This window comes from Pseudoalteromonas sp. SG43-8 (assembly GCF_014164245.1).
In the GTDB taxonomy this organism is placed as follows: Bacteria; Pseudomonadota; Gammaproteobacteria; order Enterobacterales; family Alteromonadaceae; genus Pseudoalteromonas; species Pseudoalteromonas distincta.
On sequence record NZ_JACJEX010000013.1, the window covers coordinates 1 to 15,740 of the forward strand.

Consider the following 15,740-nt stretch of genomic DNA (forward strand, 5'->3'; position numbering starts at 1 on the left):
TGTACGAGTGCCCACACAGATGATTGCTTTATATTGTTAAAGAACGTTGCGATTATAAAGTTGAACTTTATCTCGCTAGGGCTGCGCATATTACGCTTTCCTATTTTTTTGTCAACACTTAAATTCAAACTTTCTAAAAAGATTCAATCTAAGTTTTACTTAACACCCTGAGTTGTTCATGCCTCGCTATGCGTTGGCGTTTCCCGTCTCAGTGGGGTCGCATTATAGGGAGATCCGAAAACAGATCAACCCTTTTTTGAAGAAAACTTGAAATAATGTGCTGTTCGCTGAGTATTTGAGCTAAACGCTCAAAAACACAACTAAACCACCTGTATTGAGAGGTTTATAGAGCTATTTAAAGTCAAAGTTATGGTAACTAGTGATCAGTAGGGACATATTTGGATCATCAATGCTGAAAAAGCCAACCAATAAGTTAAGAGTCGTGTTACTAAAATCATTTGAAATAGTCAAAAGCTGAGATTTAAATTCATTGGGCTATATTTTTATTTGAGAAGTGAGCTTACTAAGGCCCCAATGGTTAGCTTTACTATGAGGTTCTTAGTACCGGTATATAGATAAGAGAGCGACCCTTATATCTTCTGATCAGCTCTAATCAATAAAAACTTCGTTAGGGATTGCTTAATGGCAGTTAAATTCGAAGTGCTATTATTAATAACTGTAAATCACTATATAAAGTAAAAATGCTCTTTAACTAAAACCGGATAGGCTATTTTGGATCGATGGTAAGTAAAGGGTAACTAGGCAGAGCTATTAAAATAACTGTAAAAACAACCTATCGATTCAGAATCTATGAGTCGATGCACATAATAGAAGATAATTACAGGTTCATATAGTTTGACAAATTTTAGGCAAGAAAAAGCCGAGCATAAGCTCGGCTTTTAGGTTTCTTTAAGACTTACTCTGCAGACTGTGCGTCTTCTTGAACTGCTTCGCTAGTCGCTGGGCGACCAACTAGTTCAATATAAGCCATTGGTGCATTATCACCAGTACGGAAGCCACACTTAAGAATACGAGTGTAACCACCTGGACGATCCGCGTTACGTGGACCGATTTCACTGAATAATTTACCAACAACTTCATTATCACGCGTGCGAGCAAACGCTAAACGGCGATTTGCTACACTGTCAGTCTTAGCCAGTGTGATTAAAGGTTCAATTACACGACGTAACTCTTTCGCTTTTGGCAAAGTAGTTTTGATGATTTCATGTTTCACCAAAGAACCTGCCATATTGCTAAACATCGCTTTACGATGGCTACTGTTACGGTTTAATTGACGACCACTCTTACGATGGCGCATGACCCTATCCTTCTAACTAAACTAATATAGTGATTTAGATTATTCAGCTAAGCTTGCAGGTGGCCAATTTTCTAGGCGCATGCCTAGAGAAAGTCCACGTGAAGCTAGCACGTCTTTAATTTCAGTTAGAGACTTCTTACCTAAATTAGGCGTTTTAAGAAGCTCAACTTCAGTGCGCTGAACTAAATCACCGATATATTGAATTTGCTCGGCTTTCAAACAATTTGCTGAGCGTACTGTTAATTCAAGATCATCAACTGGACGAAGTAGAATAGGATCGAATTCTGGCTTCTCTTCTTTCTCTTCTGGCTCAGTTACATCACGTAAATCTACGAATGCATCTAATTGCTCAGCTAAGATAGTAGACGCACGGCGGATCGCTTCTTCTGGATCTAAAGTGCCGTTTGTTTCCATATCAATGATTAACTTGTCTAAATCTGTACGTTGCTCAACTCGAGCTGATTCAACCGAGTACGCAATACGTTCAACTGGGCTAAATGATGCATCAAGCAACAATCTACCAATTGGACGCTCATCGTCATCAGAGGATAAACGACTAGATGCCGGCACATAACCACGACCACGTTCAACACGAATACGCATGCTGATCTCGCTGTTATTTGTAGTTAAATTACAAATAACGTGATCTGGATTAGCAATTGTTACATCGCCATCGTGCTGAATATCAGCCGCAGTAACAGGGCCTACACCAGATTTAGTCAGGGTCAGAAAAACTTCATCTTTGCCTTCTAACGTTACTGCTAAACCTTTAAGGTTTAATAGTATTTCAATGATGTCTTCTTGAACGCCTTCTTTCGCGCTGTACTCATGTAATACACCGTCGATTTCAACTTCAGTTACTGCACATCCAGGCATAGATGAAAGTAATATACGGCGTAAAGCATTACCCAGAGTATGGCCAAAGCCACGCTCTAATGGTTCTAAAACTATTTTAGAACGCGTTGGGTTGATAGCGTCGATGTCGACTAACCTTGGTTTTAGAAATTCTGTAACAGAACCCTGCATTTTATCCTCTCTTAACTCTTAACTTTACTTAGAGTAAAGTTCGACGATTAGTTGTTCATTAATGTCCGCAGACAGGTCTGAACGCTCAGGTAGACGCTTAAAGCTGCCTTCCAATTTCTTACCGTCAACTTCAACCCAAGTCGGCTTTTCACGTTGCTCAGCCAACTCTAGAGCAGCGATGATACGTGCTTGCGTCTTAGACTTCTCACGGATTACAACAGTATCTTCTGGAGTAATTACGTATGAAGGAATGTTCACAACACGACCATTAACTAAAATCGCTTTATGGCTTACTAACTGACGTGCTTCTGCACGTGTGCTAGCAAAACCCATGCGATATACAACATTGTCTAAACGTTGCTCTAAAAGCTGTAACAAGTTTTCACCTGTGTTGCCTTTAAGGCGAGCAGCTTCTTTGTAGTAGTTACGGAATTGCTTTTCTAATACACCGTAGATACGACGTACTTTTTGCTTTTCACGTAATTGTAAACCGTAATCAGATAAGCGACCTTTACGAGCGCCGTGCTGACCAGGTGCAGTCTCAAGTTTACACTTAGAGTCGATAGCTCTTACGCCGCTCTTAAGGAACAGGTCAGTACCTTCACGACGACTCAGCTTGAGCTTAGGGCCCAAATATCTTGCCATGTTATTTCTCCTAACCTATTGTTAAACGCGACGTTTCTTCGGTGGACGACAACCATTATGTGGTATTGGCGTCACGTCAGTAATGTTGGTAATACGGTAACCAGCAGCATTCAAAGCACGTACAGCAGATTCACGACCTGGACCTGGACCTTTAATGAAAACTTCTAGATTTTTTAAACCGTATTCTTGAGCAGCAGTACCTGCACGCTCTGCAGCAACCTGAGCAGCAAATGGTGTAGATTTACGTGAACCACGGAAACCTGAACCACCGGCAGTAGCCCATGATAGTGCATTACCTTGACGGTCGGTAATCGTTACAATAGTGTTGTTGAAAGACGCATGAACATGAGCCATACCATCAGCAACTTGTTTTTTAACCTTTTTACGACGAATTGGTGTCTTAGCCATAATACTATCCCCTTATCGCTTAATAGGCTTACGAGGACCCTTACGGGTGCGCGCGTTAGTCTTAGTTCTTTGACCACGTAGTGGTAAAGAGCGACGGTGACGTAGGCCACGATAACAACCAAGGTCCATTAGGCGCTTGATATTTAAAGTAACTTCACGACGAAGATCACCTTCAACAGTGTACTTGCCAACTGCATCACGCAGTACGTCAAGAATTTCGTCTGAAAGTTCACCGATTTTTGTGGTTTCGGCGATACCAGTCGCTTCTAAGATAGCCTTAGAGCGAGTCTTACCTATGCCATAAATAGCTGTTAAACCAATAACTGCATGTTTATGATCAGGGACGTTAATGCCAGCAATACGGGCCACTAACACATCTCCTATATTCGAATTTGGTAATCAAAAGTTTGAAAAGCCCGTAAGGATACTCAAACGAAGACCAAATCACTACTAAAAACACAGGCCGAGAAAACTCAGCCTGCACGACTGTTTACTTAGCCTTGCCTTTGCTTATGCTTAGGCTCACTGCAAATTACGCGTACTACACCAGCACGTTTAATAACTTTACAGTTACGGCATATTTTCTTAACGGAAGCACGTACTTTCATTGCTCAACTCCGTAAACTGACCTTATCGACCGTAGCCTTTAAGGTTCGCTTTTTTCAGCACAGAATCATACTGATGAGACATCAGGTGAGTCTGTACTTGTGCCATAAAGTCCATGATTACTACAACGATAATCAAAACTGATGTACCGCCGAAGTAGAATGGCGTTTGCCACGCCATCGTCATGAATTCAGGCACCAGACAGATAAAGGTTATATACAAAGCACCTGCCAATGTCAGGCGTGTCATCACTTTATCAATGTATTTAGATGTCTGCTCACCTGGACGAATACCTGGGATAAATGCGCCAGATTTCTTAAGGTTATCTGCTGTTTCACGTGGGTTAAAAACCAACGCTGTGTAGAAAAAGCAGAAGAAGATAATAGCCGCAGCTAAAACAAGCGAGTACAACGGTTGACCTGGAGTCAACGTAGTAGCAACAGCTTGTAATACATCAGCGACTGGACCTTCACCTTGGCCGAACCAGCTAGCAATTGTACCAGGGAACAGAATTATACTGCTAGCGAAGATTGGTGGAATAACACCCGCCATATTTACTTTTAGTGGTAAATGCGTGCTTTGGGCAGCAAATACTTGACGACCTTGTTGGCGTTTAGCGTAGTTAACAACAATACGACGTTGTCCACGTTCGAAAAACACTACAAGATAAGTAACAGCGAATACGATTACCGCAACCATCAACAGTACAAAAACATTCAAATCACCTTGGCGCGCCATTTCGACTGTCGAACCAATAGCAGACGGCAAGTTAGCTACAATACCAACAAATATTAGAACAGAGATACCGTTACCGATACCACGCTCTGTTATTTGTTCACCCAACCACATGAGGAACATAGTACCAGTAACTAAACTCACCACAGCGGTGAAATAGAAACCCATACCAGGGTTAACAACTAACCCCTCCATCATGCCCGGTAAGCTAGTAGCAATACCGATTGATTGAATAGTAGCTAGCACAAGCGTGCCATAGCGTGTGTACTGGCTAATTTTTTTACGCCCTTGCTCACCTTCTTTCTTAAGCTCTATAAACGGAGGATACATATGCGTTAATAGTTGCGTAATAATCGAAGCCGAGATATACGGCATAATACCCAGTGCTAACACTGAAGCTCGCTCAAGTGCACCACCACTGAACATGTTGAACATTTCAACAATGGTGCCCTTTTGTTGCTCGAAGAAATCGGCAAGTACAGCGGCGTCAATCCCAGGGATCGGCACAAATGAACCTAGACGGTAAATTATGATAGCACCCAATACGAAGAGTAATCGGCGCTTCAATTCCGAAAGTCCACCTTGTGCACTTTTTGTATCTTGACCTGGTTTAGCCATTAGTACTTCCTTAGTCTTCTACCTTGCCTCCGGCAGCTTCAATAGCTTCGCGAGCACCTTTAGAGGCTTTAAGGCCTTTAACGGTAACAGCGCGTGAAACTTCGCCAGATTTAACAACTTTAACGAAAAGAACGTTCTTTTTAACTAGACCAGCTGCTTGTAACGCGCTTAGGTCTACCACATCGCCTTCAACTTTAGCGATTTCAAAAAGGTTTATTTCTGCAGATACTAAAGATTTGCGAGAAGTAAAACCAAATTTAGGTAGACGACGTTGCATAGGCATTTGACCGCCTTCAAAACCAACGCGTACTTTGCCGCCAGAACGTGATTTTTGACCTTTGTGACCACGACCACCAGTCTTACCTAGACCAGAACCGATACCACGACCAACACGTTTTGGAGCAGTTTTTGAACCTGCAGCAGGTGAAAGTGTATTCAAATGCATCGAATTAACCCTCTACCTTAACCATGTAAGAAACCTTGTTTATCATACCACGTACACATGCTGTGTCTTCTAACTCAACAGTGTGGTTGATACGACGTAAACCAAGACCGCGTAATGTAGCTTTATGTTTCGGTAAACGACCGATAGAGCTTTTTACTTGTGTTACTTTTACAGTTTGATTTGCCATGGTTACCCCAGTATTTCGTCTACGCGAAGGCCACGTTTTGCAGCGATTGACTGTGGAGAATTCATATTCTCAAGAGCCGAAATCGTTGCACGTACTACGTTGATTGGGTTAGTAGAACCGTAACATTTAGAAAGTACGTTCTGAACACCAGTCACTTCTAGCACTGCACGCATAGCACCACCTGCGATGATACCAGTACCTTCAGAGGCTGGTTTCATGAACACTAGTGAGCCAGCATGACGTCCCTTAACAGGATGCTGTAATGTATTGCCATTTAGGTCTACATTGATCATGTTGCGACGTGCTTTTTCCATTGCTTTTTGAATAGCAGCTGGAACTTCACGTGCTTTACCATAACCAAAACCTACTTTACCTGCGCCGTCACCAACTACAGTTAGTGCAGTAAAGCTAAAGATACGACCACCTTTAACTACTTTAGACACACGGTTCACCGCGATTAGCTTTTCAGCTAGATCAGGCTGTTGTTGCTTTGCTTCTACGTTAGCCATAGTCTACTCCTAGAATTGCAAACCGGCTTCACGCGCAGCATCAGCTAGCGCCTTCACACGGCCGTGATATTTAAAGCCACTGCGATCAAAAGCAATCTTTTCGATGCCTTTGTCAGCCGCACGTTCAGCAACCGCTTTGCCAACTGCTTGCGCAGCTTCAACGTTACCGGTGCCTTTAACTGTTTCGCTAATAGCCTTTTCAACAGTAGAAGCAGCAGCCAGTACATTACCCTCAGCATTTACAACTTGAGCGTATATGTGACGTGGCGTGCGGTGGATAACAAGACGCGTTGTGCCTTGTTCAATATAATTTCTACGAGTGCGTTTAGCACGACGTAGACGAGCTGTTTTTTTATCCATCGTCTTACCTTACTTCTTCTTAGCCTCTTTACGGCGTACATTCTCATCTGAATAACGAACACCCTTACCTTTATAAGGCTCAGGTTTACGGTATGCACGAATGTTAGCAGCTGTTTGACCAACTAACTGCTTGTCTACGCCCTTAACTAGAACTTCTGTTTGGCTTGGAGTTTCAATCGTAATTCCTTCAGGAACTGCGAAATTAACTGGGTGTGAGAAGCCAAGAGTTAAATCTAATGTTTTACCCTTCGCTGCAGCACGGTAACCCACGCCTACTAACTGAAGTTTCTTCTCGTAACCTTCATGCGTACCAACAACCATGTTGTTGATTAGAGCGCGAGCAGTACCTGCTTGAGCCCATGCATTAGCTACGCCATCACGAGGTAAAGTAGTAATAACGTTGTCATTTACTTGTACTTCAACAGCGTTGTTGATTGTACGAGTAAGTTCACCGTTTTTGCCTTTAACTGTGATTTCCTGACCTTTTAATGTAACTTCTACACCGGCAGGAACAGTAATTGGTGCCTTTGCTATGCGAGACATAGTTCCCCTCCGATTAAGCTACAAAACCAATGATTTCACCACCAACACCAGCACTACGTGCTGCGCGGTCTGTCATTAGGCCTTTAGAAGTTGATACGATAGCGATACCAAGACCACCCATTACCTTAGGTAATTGGTCACGTTTCTTATAGATACGTAAACCAGGGCGACTTACACGCTGGATATTTTCAATTACAGCTTTGCCTTCGAAGTACTTCAACTCGATAGAAAGCTCAGGTTTAGTTTCGCCGTTAACAGCGAAATCTACGATATAACCTTCGTCTTTTAGTACTTTAGCTAATGCTACTTTCAGCTTTGAAGTTGGCATCGTTACAGATACTTTCTTCGCTGATTGACCGTTACGAATTCGTGTGAACAAATCCGCGATAGGATCTTGCAAGCTCATAGTCTTACTCCCATGATTCTATTACCAGCTAGCCTTTTTAAGGCCAGGAATTTCACCGCGCATAGCTGCTTCGCGAACTTTAATACGGCTCATGCCGAATTTGCGAAGGAAACCATGTGGGCGGCCCGTAATGTTACAACGATTACGTTGACGTGCAGGGCTAGAATCACGTGGTAAAGCTTGTAGCTTAAGTACCGCGTCCCAACGATCATCTTCAGATGTGTTAACATCACTGATGATAGCTTTTAGTGCAGCGCGCTTTTCAGCGTACTGAGCAACTAGTTTTGTGCGCTTTGCTTCGCGCGCTTTCATAGAATTCTTTGCCATAACCCTACCCTTATTTCTTAAATGGGAAGTTAAACGCTTCTAACAACGCACGGCCTTCCTCATCAGATTTCGCAGAAGTAGTGATAGTAATATCCATACCGCGTACACGGTCTACTTTATCGTAATCGATTTCTGGGAAGATGATTTGTTCACGTACGCCCATGCTGTAGTTGCCACGTCCATCAAAAGACTTTGCACTTACGCCACGGAAGTCACGAATACGTGGGATAGCGATTGATACCAAACGCTCAAAAAAGTCCCACATACGCTCGCCGCGTAGGGTTACTTTACAACCAATCGGGTAGCCTTCACGCACTTTAAAGCCAGCAACAGATTTGCGTGCTTTAGTGATTAAAGGTTTCTGACCAGAGATTGCTGCTAGATCCGCTACTGCGTTATCTAAAATCTTCTTGTCAGCTAGGGCTTCGCCCACGCCCATATTCAATGTGATCTTTTCGATCTGAGGGACTTGCATGACAGAGCTGAAACCAAACTTCTCTTGAAGTTCAGCAACTACTTTGTCTTTATATACTTCATGCAGTTTCGCCATCATTCTACTCCAACTATTAGATAGTTTTACCAGTAGATTTAAAGATACGTAATTTCTTACCATCTTCAATCTTGAAACCTACACGATCAGCTTTACTCGTTTCCGAGTTGAAGATCGCAACGTTTGATGCATCCATAGATGCTTCTTTCTCAACAATGCCGCCAGCTTGGTTCAATTGTGGAACCGGCTTTTGGTGTTTCTTGATCAAGTTTATGCCTTCGACAAAGATTCGACCAGATTCAGTAACAACTGAAAGCACTTTTCCGCGCTTACCTTTGTCTTTACCTGCTAGTACGATTACTTCGTCATCACGACGTATTTTTGCTGCCATGATTGGCTCCTTACAGTACTTCTGGGGCTAGTGAAACGATTTTCATGAACTTATCATTACGAAGTTCGCGAGTCACAGGGCCGAAAATACGTGTACCAATTGGCTGTAAGTTATCATTTAAGATAACAGCAGCGTTGCTGTCAAAACGGATCAGAGAACCATCTGGACGGCGAACACCTTTTCTGGTACGCACAACTACCGCGTTTTTAACATCACCTTTCTTCACTTTACCGCGAGGAATAGCTTCTTTTACAGAAACTTTAATGATGTCGCCAATCGCTGCGTAGCGACGGTGAGAACCACCAAGGACTTTTATACACTGCACTTTGCGAGCGCCGCTGTTATCAGCAACTTCCAGCTGAGTTTGCATTTGGATCATGTTAATGACCTCCGGTGTAGTAATTACAACGTGTCTTAAATTTGTTTAAAATCAAGACATTTCGATTAAATCCCACTCAAAAACAAACGAGTTGTCTCTTAAGGGCGGGCAATTGTACCAGCATTGAGGGGGTAGCGATAGGTTATTTTTTAATTAATTTGGAGTGTTGGGAAATTAAAGCTGAGTAATTACGGCTATGTAGCTATTTTACAGGTGGTTACAAAACAAACAAGGCACCTGTAATGTGCCTTGTTTGTTTAAAGTGTAATAAATTAACCAAATAAACCTTTTAATTTATCTTTAATTTTATCTTTTGCTTTGTCTTTGGCTTTTTCTTTTGCCTCATCGACCTTCTGCTTAGCTTCATCTTTGAGCGCATCACCAACATCTAACTTTATACCTACATCGTGGAAAGGCCCTTTTATACGTAGTGGTATTTTAAAGCCAGTGCTGTCATCGGTAGTTCCCTGACCTTCGATAGATCCAACTATACCTGTAACCAAACGATAGTTGACCGTTGTTTGCGGTAAATCAACGTCGCCTTCACCTGATATTCTAATAAGTGGGCTGATAAGTGATAGGTCGGTATTTTTGCCAACGCCATTAGTAAAGTTAAAACTTCCAGTTAATGCTGAAAAATCGGTTTGCTCAGATTCTTCAAATCCGGTATCAAGCCCTTCAGATGCAGCACCAAAGTTACCTGAAATGAGTTCCTTACCTTTACGAACCATCTCAGCTATATTCGCACCTTTTACAGCTCCATCAGCAAACTCAAATCCAAGCTTTCCATTAAGCGCACCAATAAACGACTTTTGACTTTGGCCAGTTGTGTTTAGGTTCCAATTTAAAGACCCCTTACCCATTAGCTTGTCAAAACCTGCCGCATCCGTTAATAAAGGCTGTGCATCTATTCCAGCTAAGTCAAAGTTAGTTGATATTTTATAAGGTACTTGCTGTGCGTTTACATTGATAACGCCTTTACCTGACCCTTCATAAGCAGAAAAGCTATCTAGGCTTAGTTTTGCAACGCTATTTTTTAAAGCAACAGTAAATTGATTTGCGCCTAATTTAATATCATTTGCTTTTAATCCACTTGAACGAATCACTACATTTGCATCTAGTGAATTTAATGTACTTAAATCAATTTTAGTGTCATCCCATACTATTGGCTCTGCAGGTTTATCTTCTTGCTCTTCTGGCTCTTCTTGTTTTGCCACTGCTTCAGGTAGATATGGGTTTAAGTCAAGCATACCTAAATCAATATCAGCATTTACTGCTAAACGCTTACCTAGGTTAAGCTCGCTCTTACCTTTTATTTCTAATGCGTCTAACGTCGCAACTAAATCTTCTAAATTAAATTTCTCACCTAGTAGGTGCATTTTACCGTTTACACTAAATCCGTTAAAAGCATTGTCTTTAGCGTCTAGCTCTACACCTTGCCATTTCGCAATACTTTTAACAGACTCACCGCTTAGTGCTAACTGACCTTTAATATCTTGACCTTGCTTAGCTATGCTCCCTTCGAACGTTAAATCAACTAAACGAGAATCTAAGGTTTGTTTAACATTAAAAGTAGCACCTTCAATTGCTTTAGCAGGAGTATCTAATTTTATATCAAGATCAAAACGCTCTTGCATATAAGTAATACCCCCTTTTACTTCTAATGTTTTACGAAGTGAAGGAAGTAAAATAGCGAGTTCTAAATCGCTAATTTGTTGTTTGGCACCTGTTTGACCATCTAGATAAGTGAATGTGCCGCCATAAATAGCAACCTCACCTAACTCAATATCAAAGTTATCTGGAAGCTTTATCGCTTCACCTGGTTGGCTCTGCTCTTTTGGTTGCTCTGCAACTGCATCAAACAACTGCCAATTGGCTTTACCATTTTTGTCGGTTTCTAATAGGATATTTGGTTCGTTTATAACAAACTTATCTAATTTAAACTCACCACCAAATAATGAAAACCAAGGTATGTGTACAGCAAGCTGTTTCATACTCGCCATATCGGCGCGCGAACCTGATTCCATATTTGCAAAATGCACGTCGTTAAGTTCTAACTTTAATGCAGGGAATACGCTAAGTGTTTTATCACCTTTAATGGTAAGAGTGCGCCCAGTTGTTTGTTCTACCTGCTGCGACACTTTGTTAAAAATAGTATCAGTAGGGATTAAAAACGGTGCGGCAACAATTAGTGCTATACATAGTAAAAGTATTACACCTACAATTTTAAGTAAGGTTTTCATGATCGTCCTTTCAAACGTGCAAATAATGTTCTTATCATAGCGAGTGTTAGCCTTAAAATCATTGTAGTTGATGTAAAAAAGCCACTAAAACCATTTTACCTGTTATATATGAATCTTTCCTGAAACATTTTGATACCTTTAGGTTACAAATAAATATTGACCCGGTGATACCCCAAGGTTACATTGATACCCAGAGGTTACAAAAAATAAAATACTATTACAGGATGAATACTATGAAACAACAGGATATTAAAACTGAAGAACAATTTATGGGTCAAAACATATGGATTAGTTTAAGCGCAGGGATAGTTTGTTTACTTCTCTGTGTTTACTCACTAATAAAACAAGATCAACATATTGGAGGGCTTTTAGCTGTTGGAATGGGCGTTTTTTTTTATATAGTTATAGTGATAATTTATCTCATTAAAGGGGGTTTTCCGTTAAAAATGTATTTTCAATACGCTTATAAAGATGAGTTTCTAAACACCATTGACACTAATGCATATAAACATACAAGTTTTGCATTTGGGTTTTGCCTTCTGGGTGTTTTTTATATAAGCGATGAAATACCTAGCGATGTTTCGCATGCAACTATGGCAATATTCTACCTAGGTATCATGCTCTTGGTATATGGCGCTTCATTGCTTTGGCAAAGTCGTGATTAGGAGTGGATATGCAAAATAACATAGCAAAGTATCGAAAAGAGGCCGGGCTTTCACAGCAAGAACTTGCTGATGCTATTAACGTGTCGCGCAAAACAATAAGTACCGTAGAAACAAACCGGTTTACGCCGTCGGTAATAATTGCTCTAAAAATAGCAAAGCATTTTAATACCTCAGTTGAAAGTCTCTTTGTACTAGATAAAAATGATTGATACATGTTAAAGCGTTAGTCTCATTCTATTAGCAAAAATACCGATTTAGCTACTTCAATTACAACGTATGGAGGACAGCGCTGTTGTTATTAGCGTAATTGCGCTAAAATAGACCAGCAAAAAAATATATATCTAAACCGGAGATTCTACAAGGCATGAAAAAACTGCTAATTTCACCGTCAAAAATGACGCTAGGCGAACAAGAAAATCAAATCTATCAGAACATTCTGAAGCAATCTTCAGAATTAAGCCTTAACCTTATGGCCGTGAAAGTAGAAAACCACCCTGATGATTTTTTACCTTGGTGTTACGAATTGCTAAGTGCAAGCAGAGATCGTATGAACTACGATTTACTAGAGCCGCAGCAATTACCAGTACTTAAGAAGCTACACGATCAGCTTATTTCAGCTATCAGCTTTTTACAGGTTAAAACTTTACGTATTGCTCCGTGGCCTGTAGTAAGTGTATTTGTAGAACAACACAAAGACGTTATTGCTCTTGATGAACAGCTTCGATTAGTAGACTACATTAAAAGCATTCGTGAACAATCTCTTAAAGATATGATTCCTGAAGATTTACTTGCGTTTAGCGGTAAGCACATGGCATCACTTGATCCAAGCACATACAACTTTGACGTTGAATGGTTTGCATCAACAAAAAGTGCGAAGAGCTTTCATCAAATGCTTGGCGATTTACCAGGTGCCTTTGACGATGCACTAGTAAATATTCCACTTGAAGGTGACATTACTCAATACGAATATCAACAATTTGTTGCTGCTTATTCAAAAATATTCACCGACAATAATGAAAAACCAACACTTGCGCCTGCAACACGACTGCTTGCAATGCGTCGCCCTGATATATTTACTCCGATCACAAACAATCGATTAGATGCATTATGCGGTGCCCTTGGTGTTTCTAAACTAAAAAATAGTGATTTTGAGCGTTACTGGCAAGATATTGTAAAAGGTATTCAAGCTATGTCATGGTACAAAATGGCTAAACCTAGTAATGAGTTAGAAGAACAATTAGTTGCTATTAAAGCACTAATCCCATGTTTCTTTCACTATGCTGATGCAAAAACACCAGATAACTCTAACTACATCAAACTGTTAAGTAAGCCTAAACGAACTACAACTACGACAGGTAAAACTCAGCGTAGAGGTAAAGAGTCTGCAGAAATTTTAGTAGACCGCGCACTTGCTGCTGACGATATTCCTGAGCACATTCGCAGTAAGCGCGATTCAATTGTGAGTGAAGTTCAAAAAGGTCGTAGTGTAAACGAAACAATTAGCCTTATGCGCACTATATTTGGCTAAAAACTTCTAATTTAGCCGTACTTTTATGGTGCGGCTAGGTTAATTTATGCACCAGCAGTGTGCGCAACATCTTCCTACATACCATCTCTCTTCTCAATCTATAAAACACAAGCCCATGTTTTTAATGTATAAAAATAATTTATAATAAAAAATAATGAAGCTGGCACATACAGTGCAATTATCCCGTTAGTTAAACAATAAAAAGCCGTCAGCCTAAAGGTTCCGAATACATAATAAAAACCTTGGCGAGCAAAAATCATATAACGGGAAATGGACATGCTAAAACTAAAAAAAACCATCGCTATAAGTGCTATAGCATTAATGGGCGCAACATCTTTAACGTCAACAGCCGTACATGCTGAAGTAACTGCTAATGCAGCGGCAACATCAAACTACTTATGGCGTGGTCAAGAGCAAACTGGGGGCGATGCAGCTATTTCAGGCGGTATTGATTACGCCAATGAATCGGGCTTTTATGCAGGTACTTGGGCTTCAAACGCATCGTGGGCCGATGAAATGACCTATGAGCTTGACTTATATGCAGGCTTTGGTGGCGATATTAACGAAAGTGTTAGCTACGATGTTGGTTATATTTATTACGCTTACCCAGACGCAGCTTCTGAAGCAGACGCAGATTTCTCTGAAATTTACGGTAGCATCAGTGTTGAAGGCTTTACCTTTGGTGCTTCTGTACTTGCAACATCAGCTGCAAGTGGTGATGGTACAGACTTTGGTGATTCACTTTACCTGACAGCTGATTACGGTTTTGCTGTTGGCAGTAACGGCACTGAAATGGCACTTCACTTAGGCCACTACTCTGGTGACTTTATTGGCGATGATAATATCTTAGATTACGGTGTATCAATCTCGAAAGACGGTTTTACTTTTGGTTTGTCTGATACAGATATGGATGATTCAGATATTAAAGCTTACGTTGCTTATTCTGTAGACTTTAATTTATAAGAAAGAATGTGTTACTTGCTGCGACACGAAGGGCCTTTTGGCCCTTTTCTCGTTTTTGCACAAGACCCCTCACATCTGTTAACAAACCGTTACAATTGAATGAAAACAATACATACATTTTCCTTTATTCTATTACCTAGTCACTGGGCATTTATAACTGCCTAGCCATAAAATAGGTATAAAGGAATAATAATGAAATCACCTAACGCGTTTAGCGCCCTACTCGATATTTATATAAGTCCTAGTAAAGCTTTCAATGGTGTTGAACACGCCAAAGGTTGGTCATGGCTTGCTTTTATAGTCATGTCTTTAGTTTCAATGGCGAGTATTTATATTTTTTATTCCACTGTTGATATGCAGTTTTTGATTAATGAGCAAGTAGCAGCATCAACTATTGATGCGACGATTGGCGAGCAAAAAATGATTCGCCAAAGTATAGAGCAAAATGCAGAAGGCCAAATATGGTTTGGTTTGTTTGGCGGCGTAATTGCGCTGGCTATCATGAATGCATTAATGGCACTTTATTATATGCTTGTGGCTAAACAAGATCCTGAATCAGAACATAGCTACGGAGCTTGGTATGGATTCGCTACCTGGACAATGATGCCAGTTGTTATTTCAAGCCTAGGAACAATTGCTCTTGTACTAAGTGCAAGTACAGATCAAATATCTCAACAAGCCGTATTTAGCTACGCATCTATTAACCAATTAATAATAGGACTTGAAATTGGCCATCCTTTTTATAGCTTATTAGAATCAATAAACTTATTTAGCTTTTGGAGCATTTCGCTGGGAATGATCGGCTTAAAATGCTGGACTAATTTTTCAACTAACAAAGCACTCCTATTCTCTGCTCTTCCTTCAATTATTATTTTTGGTATTTGGGCAATCATTGCAGCAAGTTAACTCTTAAGTGGAGGTAGATACTAGCTCCACATTACTTAATTC

23 protein-coding genes are annotated in these 15,740 nt (G+C 40.6%); 5 read left to right on the plus strand and 18 right to left on the minus strand.

Going from position 1 to position 15,740, the window contains the following annotated elements; genetic code table 11:
* Positions 1-916 precede the first annotated feature (916 nt).
* The 18 genes from rplQ to H5122_RS17060 all read right to left on the minus strand — a co-directional run bounded on the left by rplQ (position 917) and on the right by H5122_RS17060 (position 11,636).
* Positions 917-1,318, minus strand: coding sequence for a 50S ribosomal protein L17 (gene rplQ, locus H5122_RS16975; protein WP_002959450.1), 402 nt, complete (start codon positions 1,316-1,318; stop codon positions 917-919).
* A 39-nt stretch (positions 1,319-1,357) separates the two neighbouring features.
* Entirely contained in the window at positions 1,358-2,344 is a 987-nt protein-coding gene (locus H5122_RS16980; RefSeq protein WP_002959452.1) for a DNA-directed RNA polymerase subunit alpha, read from the minus strand.
* 24 nt (positions 2,345-2,368) lie between these two features.
* Positions 2,369-2,989, minus strand: a complete 621-nt coding sequence (rpsD, locus tag H5122_RS16985; RefSeq protein ID WP_002959461.1) for a 30S ribosomal protein S4 — start codon at positions 2,987-2,989, stop codon at positions 2,369-2,371.
* A 21-nt stretch (positions 2,990-3,010) separates the two neighbouring features.
* Positions 3,011-3,397, minus strand: a complete 387-nt coding sequence (gene rpsK, locus H5122_RS16990) for a 30S ribosomal protein S11 (protein ID WP_002959471.1) — start codon at positions 3,395-3,397, stop codon at positions 3,011-3,013.
* A gap of 12 nt (positions 3,398-3,409) precedes the next feature.
* Positions 3,410-3,766, minus strand: coding sequence for a 30S ribosomal protein S13 (rpsM, locus tag H5122_RS16995; RefSeq protein WP_002959473.1), 357 nt, complete (start codon positions 3,764-3,766; stop codon positions 3,410-3,412).
* A gap of 125 nt (positions 3,767-3,891) precedes the next feature.
* Positions 3,892-4,005, minus strand: coding sequence for a 50S ribosomal protein L36 (gene rpmJ / locus H5122_RS17000; protein ID WP_002959476.1), 114 nt, complete (start codon positions 4,003-4,005; stop codon positions 3,892-3,894).
* Between the two features lie 22 nt (positions 4,006-4,027).
* On the minus strand, positions 4,028-5,356 hold the full coding sequence (gene secY / locus H5122_RS17005) for a preprotein translocase subunit SecY (protein ID WP_002959478.1): 1,329 nt from the start codon (positions 5,354-5,356) through the stop codon (positions 4,028-4,030).
* 10 nt (positions 5,357-5,366) lie between these two features.
* Entirely contained in the window at positions 5,367-5,801 is a 435-nt protein-coding gene (gene rplO, locus H5122_RS17010) for a 50S ribosomal protein L15 (RefSeq protein WP_002959480.1), read from the minus strand.
* 4 nt (positions 5,802-5,805) lie between these two features.
* The gene (rpmD, locus tag H5122_RS17015; protein ID WP_002959482.1) at positions 5,806-5,988 is read right to left on the minus strand and encodes a 50S ribosomal protein L30; all 183 of its coding nucleotides are present in this window, start codon (positions 5,986-5,988) and stop codon (positions 5,806-5,808) included.
* Between the two features lie 2 nt (positions 5,989-5,990).
* The gene (gene rpsE, locus H5122_RS17020) at positions 5,991-6,497 is read right to left on the minus strand and encodes a 30S ribosomal protein S5 (protein WP_002959485.1); all 507 of its coding nucleotides are present in this window, start codon (positions 6,495-6,497) and stop codon (positions 5,991-5,993) included.
* Between the two features lie 9 nt (positions 6,498-6,506).
* Positions 6,507-6,857, minus strand: a complete 351-nt coding sequence (gene rplR, locus H5122_RS17025) for a 50S ribosomal protein L18 (protein WP_002959486.1) — start codon at positions 6,855-6,857, stop codon at positions 6,507-6,509.
* 9 nt (positions 6,858-6,866) lie between these two features.
* Positions 6,867-7,400 (minus strand): 50S ribosomal protein L6, encoded by a 534-nt coding sequence (gene rplF / locus H5122_RS17030; protein WP_002959488.1) that lies wholly within the window; start codon positions 7,398-7,400, stop codon positions 6,867-6,869.
* Positions 7,401-7,413: 13 nt separating this feature from the next.
* Positions 7,414-7,806 carry a 30S ribosomal protein S8 gene (gene rpsH / locus H5122_RS17035; RefSeq protein ID WP_002959491.1) on the minus strand — a complete coding sequence of 131 codons (393 nt, stop codon included), beginning with the start codon at positions 7,804-7,806 and terminating at the stop codon, positions 7,414-7,416.
* Between the two features lie 21 nt (positions 7,807-7,827).
* Complete coding sequence (gene rpsN, locus H5122_RS17040; protein ID WP_006794245.1) at positions 7,828-8,133, minus strand: 30S ribosomal protein S14; 306 nt, start codon at positions 8,131-8,133, stop codon at positions 7,828-7,830.
* 10 nt (positions 8,134-8,143) lie between these two features.
* Positions 8,144-8,683 (minus strand): 50S ribosomal protein L5, encoded by a 540-nt coding sequence (gene rplE, locus H5122_RS17045; RefSeq protein WP_010554915.1) that lies wholly within the window; start codon positions 8,681-8,683, stop codon positions 8,144-8,146.
* A 16-nt stretch (positions 8,684-8,699) separates the two neighbouring features.
* Entirely contained in the window at positions 8,700-9,014 is a 315-nt protein-coding gene (gene rplX, locus H5122_RS17050; protein WP_002959496.1) for a 50S ribosomal protein L24, read from the minus strand.
* A 10-nt stretch (positions 9,015-9,024) separates the two neighbouring features.
* Positions 9,025-9,393 (minus strand): 50S ribosomal protein L14, encoded by a 369-nt coding sequence (gene rplN, locus H5122_RS17055; protein WP_002959498.1) that lies wholly within the window; start codon positions 9,391-9,393, stop codon positions 9,025-9,027.
* Positions 9,394-9,665: 272 nt separating this feature from the next.
* Positions 9,666-11,636 carry an AsmA family protein gene (locus H5122_RS17060; RefSeq protein ID WP_182682712.1) on the minus strand — a complete coding sequence of 657 codons (1,971 nt, stop codon included), beginning with the start codon at positions 11,634-11,636 and terminating at the stop codon, positions 9,666-9,668.
* Between the two features lie 233 nt (positions 11,637-11,869).
* On the opposite strand from H5122_RS17060, the gene H5122_RS17065 reads away from it, so the two are divergent.
* The 5 genes from H5122_RS17065 (at position 11,870) to H5122_RS17085 (ending at position 15,698) form a co-directional block, all read left to right on the plus strand.
* A complete protein-coding gene (locus H5122_RS17065) occupies positions 11,870-12,301 on the plus strand; it encodes a hypothetical protein (protein ID WP_182682713.1) in 432 nt (143 codons plus the stop codon).
* An 8-nt stretch (positions 12,302-12,309) separates the two neighbouring features.
* Positions 12,310-12,510 (plus strand): helix-turn-helix transcriptional regulator, encoded by a 201-nt coding sequence (locus tag H5122_RS17070; RefSeq protein WP_024595207.1) that lies wholly within the window; start codon positions 12,310-12,312, stop codon positions 12,508-12,510.
* Positions 12,511-12,665: 155 nt separating this feature from the next.
* A complete protein-coding gene (locus tag H5122_RS17075) occupies positions 12,666-13,829 on the plus strand; it encodes a hypothetical protein (RefSeq protein ID WP_024606326.1) in 1,164 nt (387 codons plus the stop codon).
* A 276-nt stretch (positions 13,830-14,105) separates the two neighbouring features.
* Positions 14,106-14,792, plus strand: coding sequence for a TorF family putative porin (locus tag H5122_RS17080; RefSeq protein ID WP_024591363.1), 687 nt, complete (start codon positions 14,106-14,108; stop codon positions 14,790-14,792).
* Positions 14,793-14,984: 192 nt separating this feature from the next.
* Positions 14,985-15,698 (plus strand): YIP1 family protein, encoded by a 714-nt coding sequence (locus H5122_RS17085; RefSeq protein WP_182675491.1) that lies wholly within the window; start codon positions 14,985-14,987, stop codon positions 15,696-15,698.
* Positions 15,699-15,740: the final 42 nt, after the last annotated feature.

Coding starts and splice junctions, on each gene's coding strand:
- rplX (WP_002959496.1), bottom strand. CDS start 9,014: ATGGCAGCAAAAATACGTCGTGATGACGAAGTAATCGTACTAGCAGGT.
- H5122_RS17075 (WP_024606326.1), top strand. CDS start 12,666: ATGAAAAAACTGCTAATTTCACCGTCAAAAATGACGCTAGGCGAACAA.
- H5122_RS16980 (WP_002959452.1), bottom strand. CDS start 2,344: ATGCAGGGTTCTGTTACAGAATTTCTAAAACCAAGGTTAGTCGACATC.
- rplN (WP_002959498.1), bottom strand. CDS start 9,393: ATGATCCAAATGCAAACTCAGCTGGAAGTTGCTGATAACAGCGGCGCT.
- secY (WP_002959478.1), bottom strand. CDS start 5,356: ATGGCTAAACCAGGTCAAGATACAAAAAGTGCACAAGGTGGACTTTCG.
- H5122_RS17065 (WP_182682713.1), top strand. CDS start 11,870: ATGAAACAACAGGATATTAAAACTGAAGAACAATTTATGGGTCAAAAC.
- H5122_RS17080 (WP_024591363.1), top strand. CDS start 14,106: ATGCTAAAACTAAAAAAAACCATCGCTATAAGTGCTATAGCATTAATG.
- rplR (WP_002959486.1), bottom strand. CDS start 6,857: ATGGATAAAAAAACAGCTCGTCTACGTCGTGCTAAACGCACTCGTAGA.
- rplQ (WP_002959450.1), bottom strand. CDS start 1,318: ATGCGCCATCGTAAGAGTGGTCGTCAATTAAACCGTAACAGTAGCCAT.
- rplF (WP_002959488.1), bottom strand. CDS start 7,400: ATGTCTCGCATAGCAAAGGCACCAATTACTGTTCCTGCCGGTGTAGAA.
- H5122_RS17070 (WP_024595207.1), top strand. CDS start 12,310: ATGCAAAATAACATAGCAAAGTATCGAAAAGAGGCCGGGCTTTCACAG.
- rpsD (WP_002959461.1), bottom strand. CDS start 2,989: ATGGCAAGATATTTGGGCCCTAAGCTCAAGCTGAGTCGTCGTGAAGGT.
- rplE (WP_010554915.1), bottom strand. CDS start 8,683: ATGGCGAAACTGCATGAAGTATATAAAGACAAAGTAGTTGCTGAACTT.
- rpsE (WP_002959485.1), bottom strand. CDS start 6,497: ATGGCTAACGTAGAAGCAAAGCAACAACAGCCTGATCTAGCTGAAAAG.
- rpsK (WP_002959471.1), bottom strand. CDS start 3,397: ATGGCTAAGACACCAATTCGTCGTAAAAAGGTTAAAAAACAAGTTGCT.
- rpmJ (WP_002959476.1), bottom strand. CDS start 4,005: ATGAAAGTACGTGCTTCCGTTAAGAAAATATGCCGTAACTGTAAAGTT.
- rpsH (WP_002959491.1), bottom strand. CDS start 7,806: ATGAGCTTGCAAGATCCTATCGCGGATTTGTTCACACGAATTCGTAAC.
- rplO (WP_002959480.1), bottom strand. CDS start 5,801: ATGCATTTGAATACACTTTCACCTGCTGCAGGTTCAAAAACTGCTCCA.
- rpmD (WP_002959482.1), bottom strand. CDS start 5,988: ATGGCAAATCAAACTGTAAAAGTAACACAAGTAAAAAGCTCTATCGGT.
- rpsN (WP_006794245.1), bottom strand. CDS start 8,133: ATGGCAAAGAATTCTATGAAAGCGCGCGAAGCAAAGCGCACAAAACTA.
- H5122_RS17060 (WP_182682712.1), bottom strand. CDS start 11,636: ATGAAAACCTTACTTAAAATTGTAGGTGTAATACTTTTACTATGTATA.
- H5122_RS17085 (WP_182675491.1), top strand. CDS start 14,985: ATGAAATCACCTAACGCGTTTAGCGCCCTACTCGATATTTATATAAGT.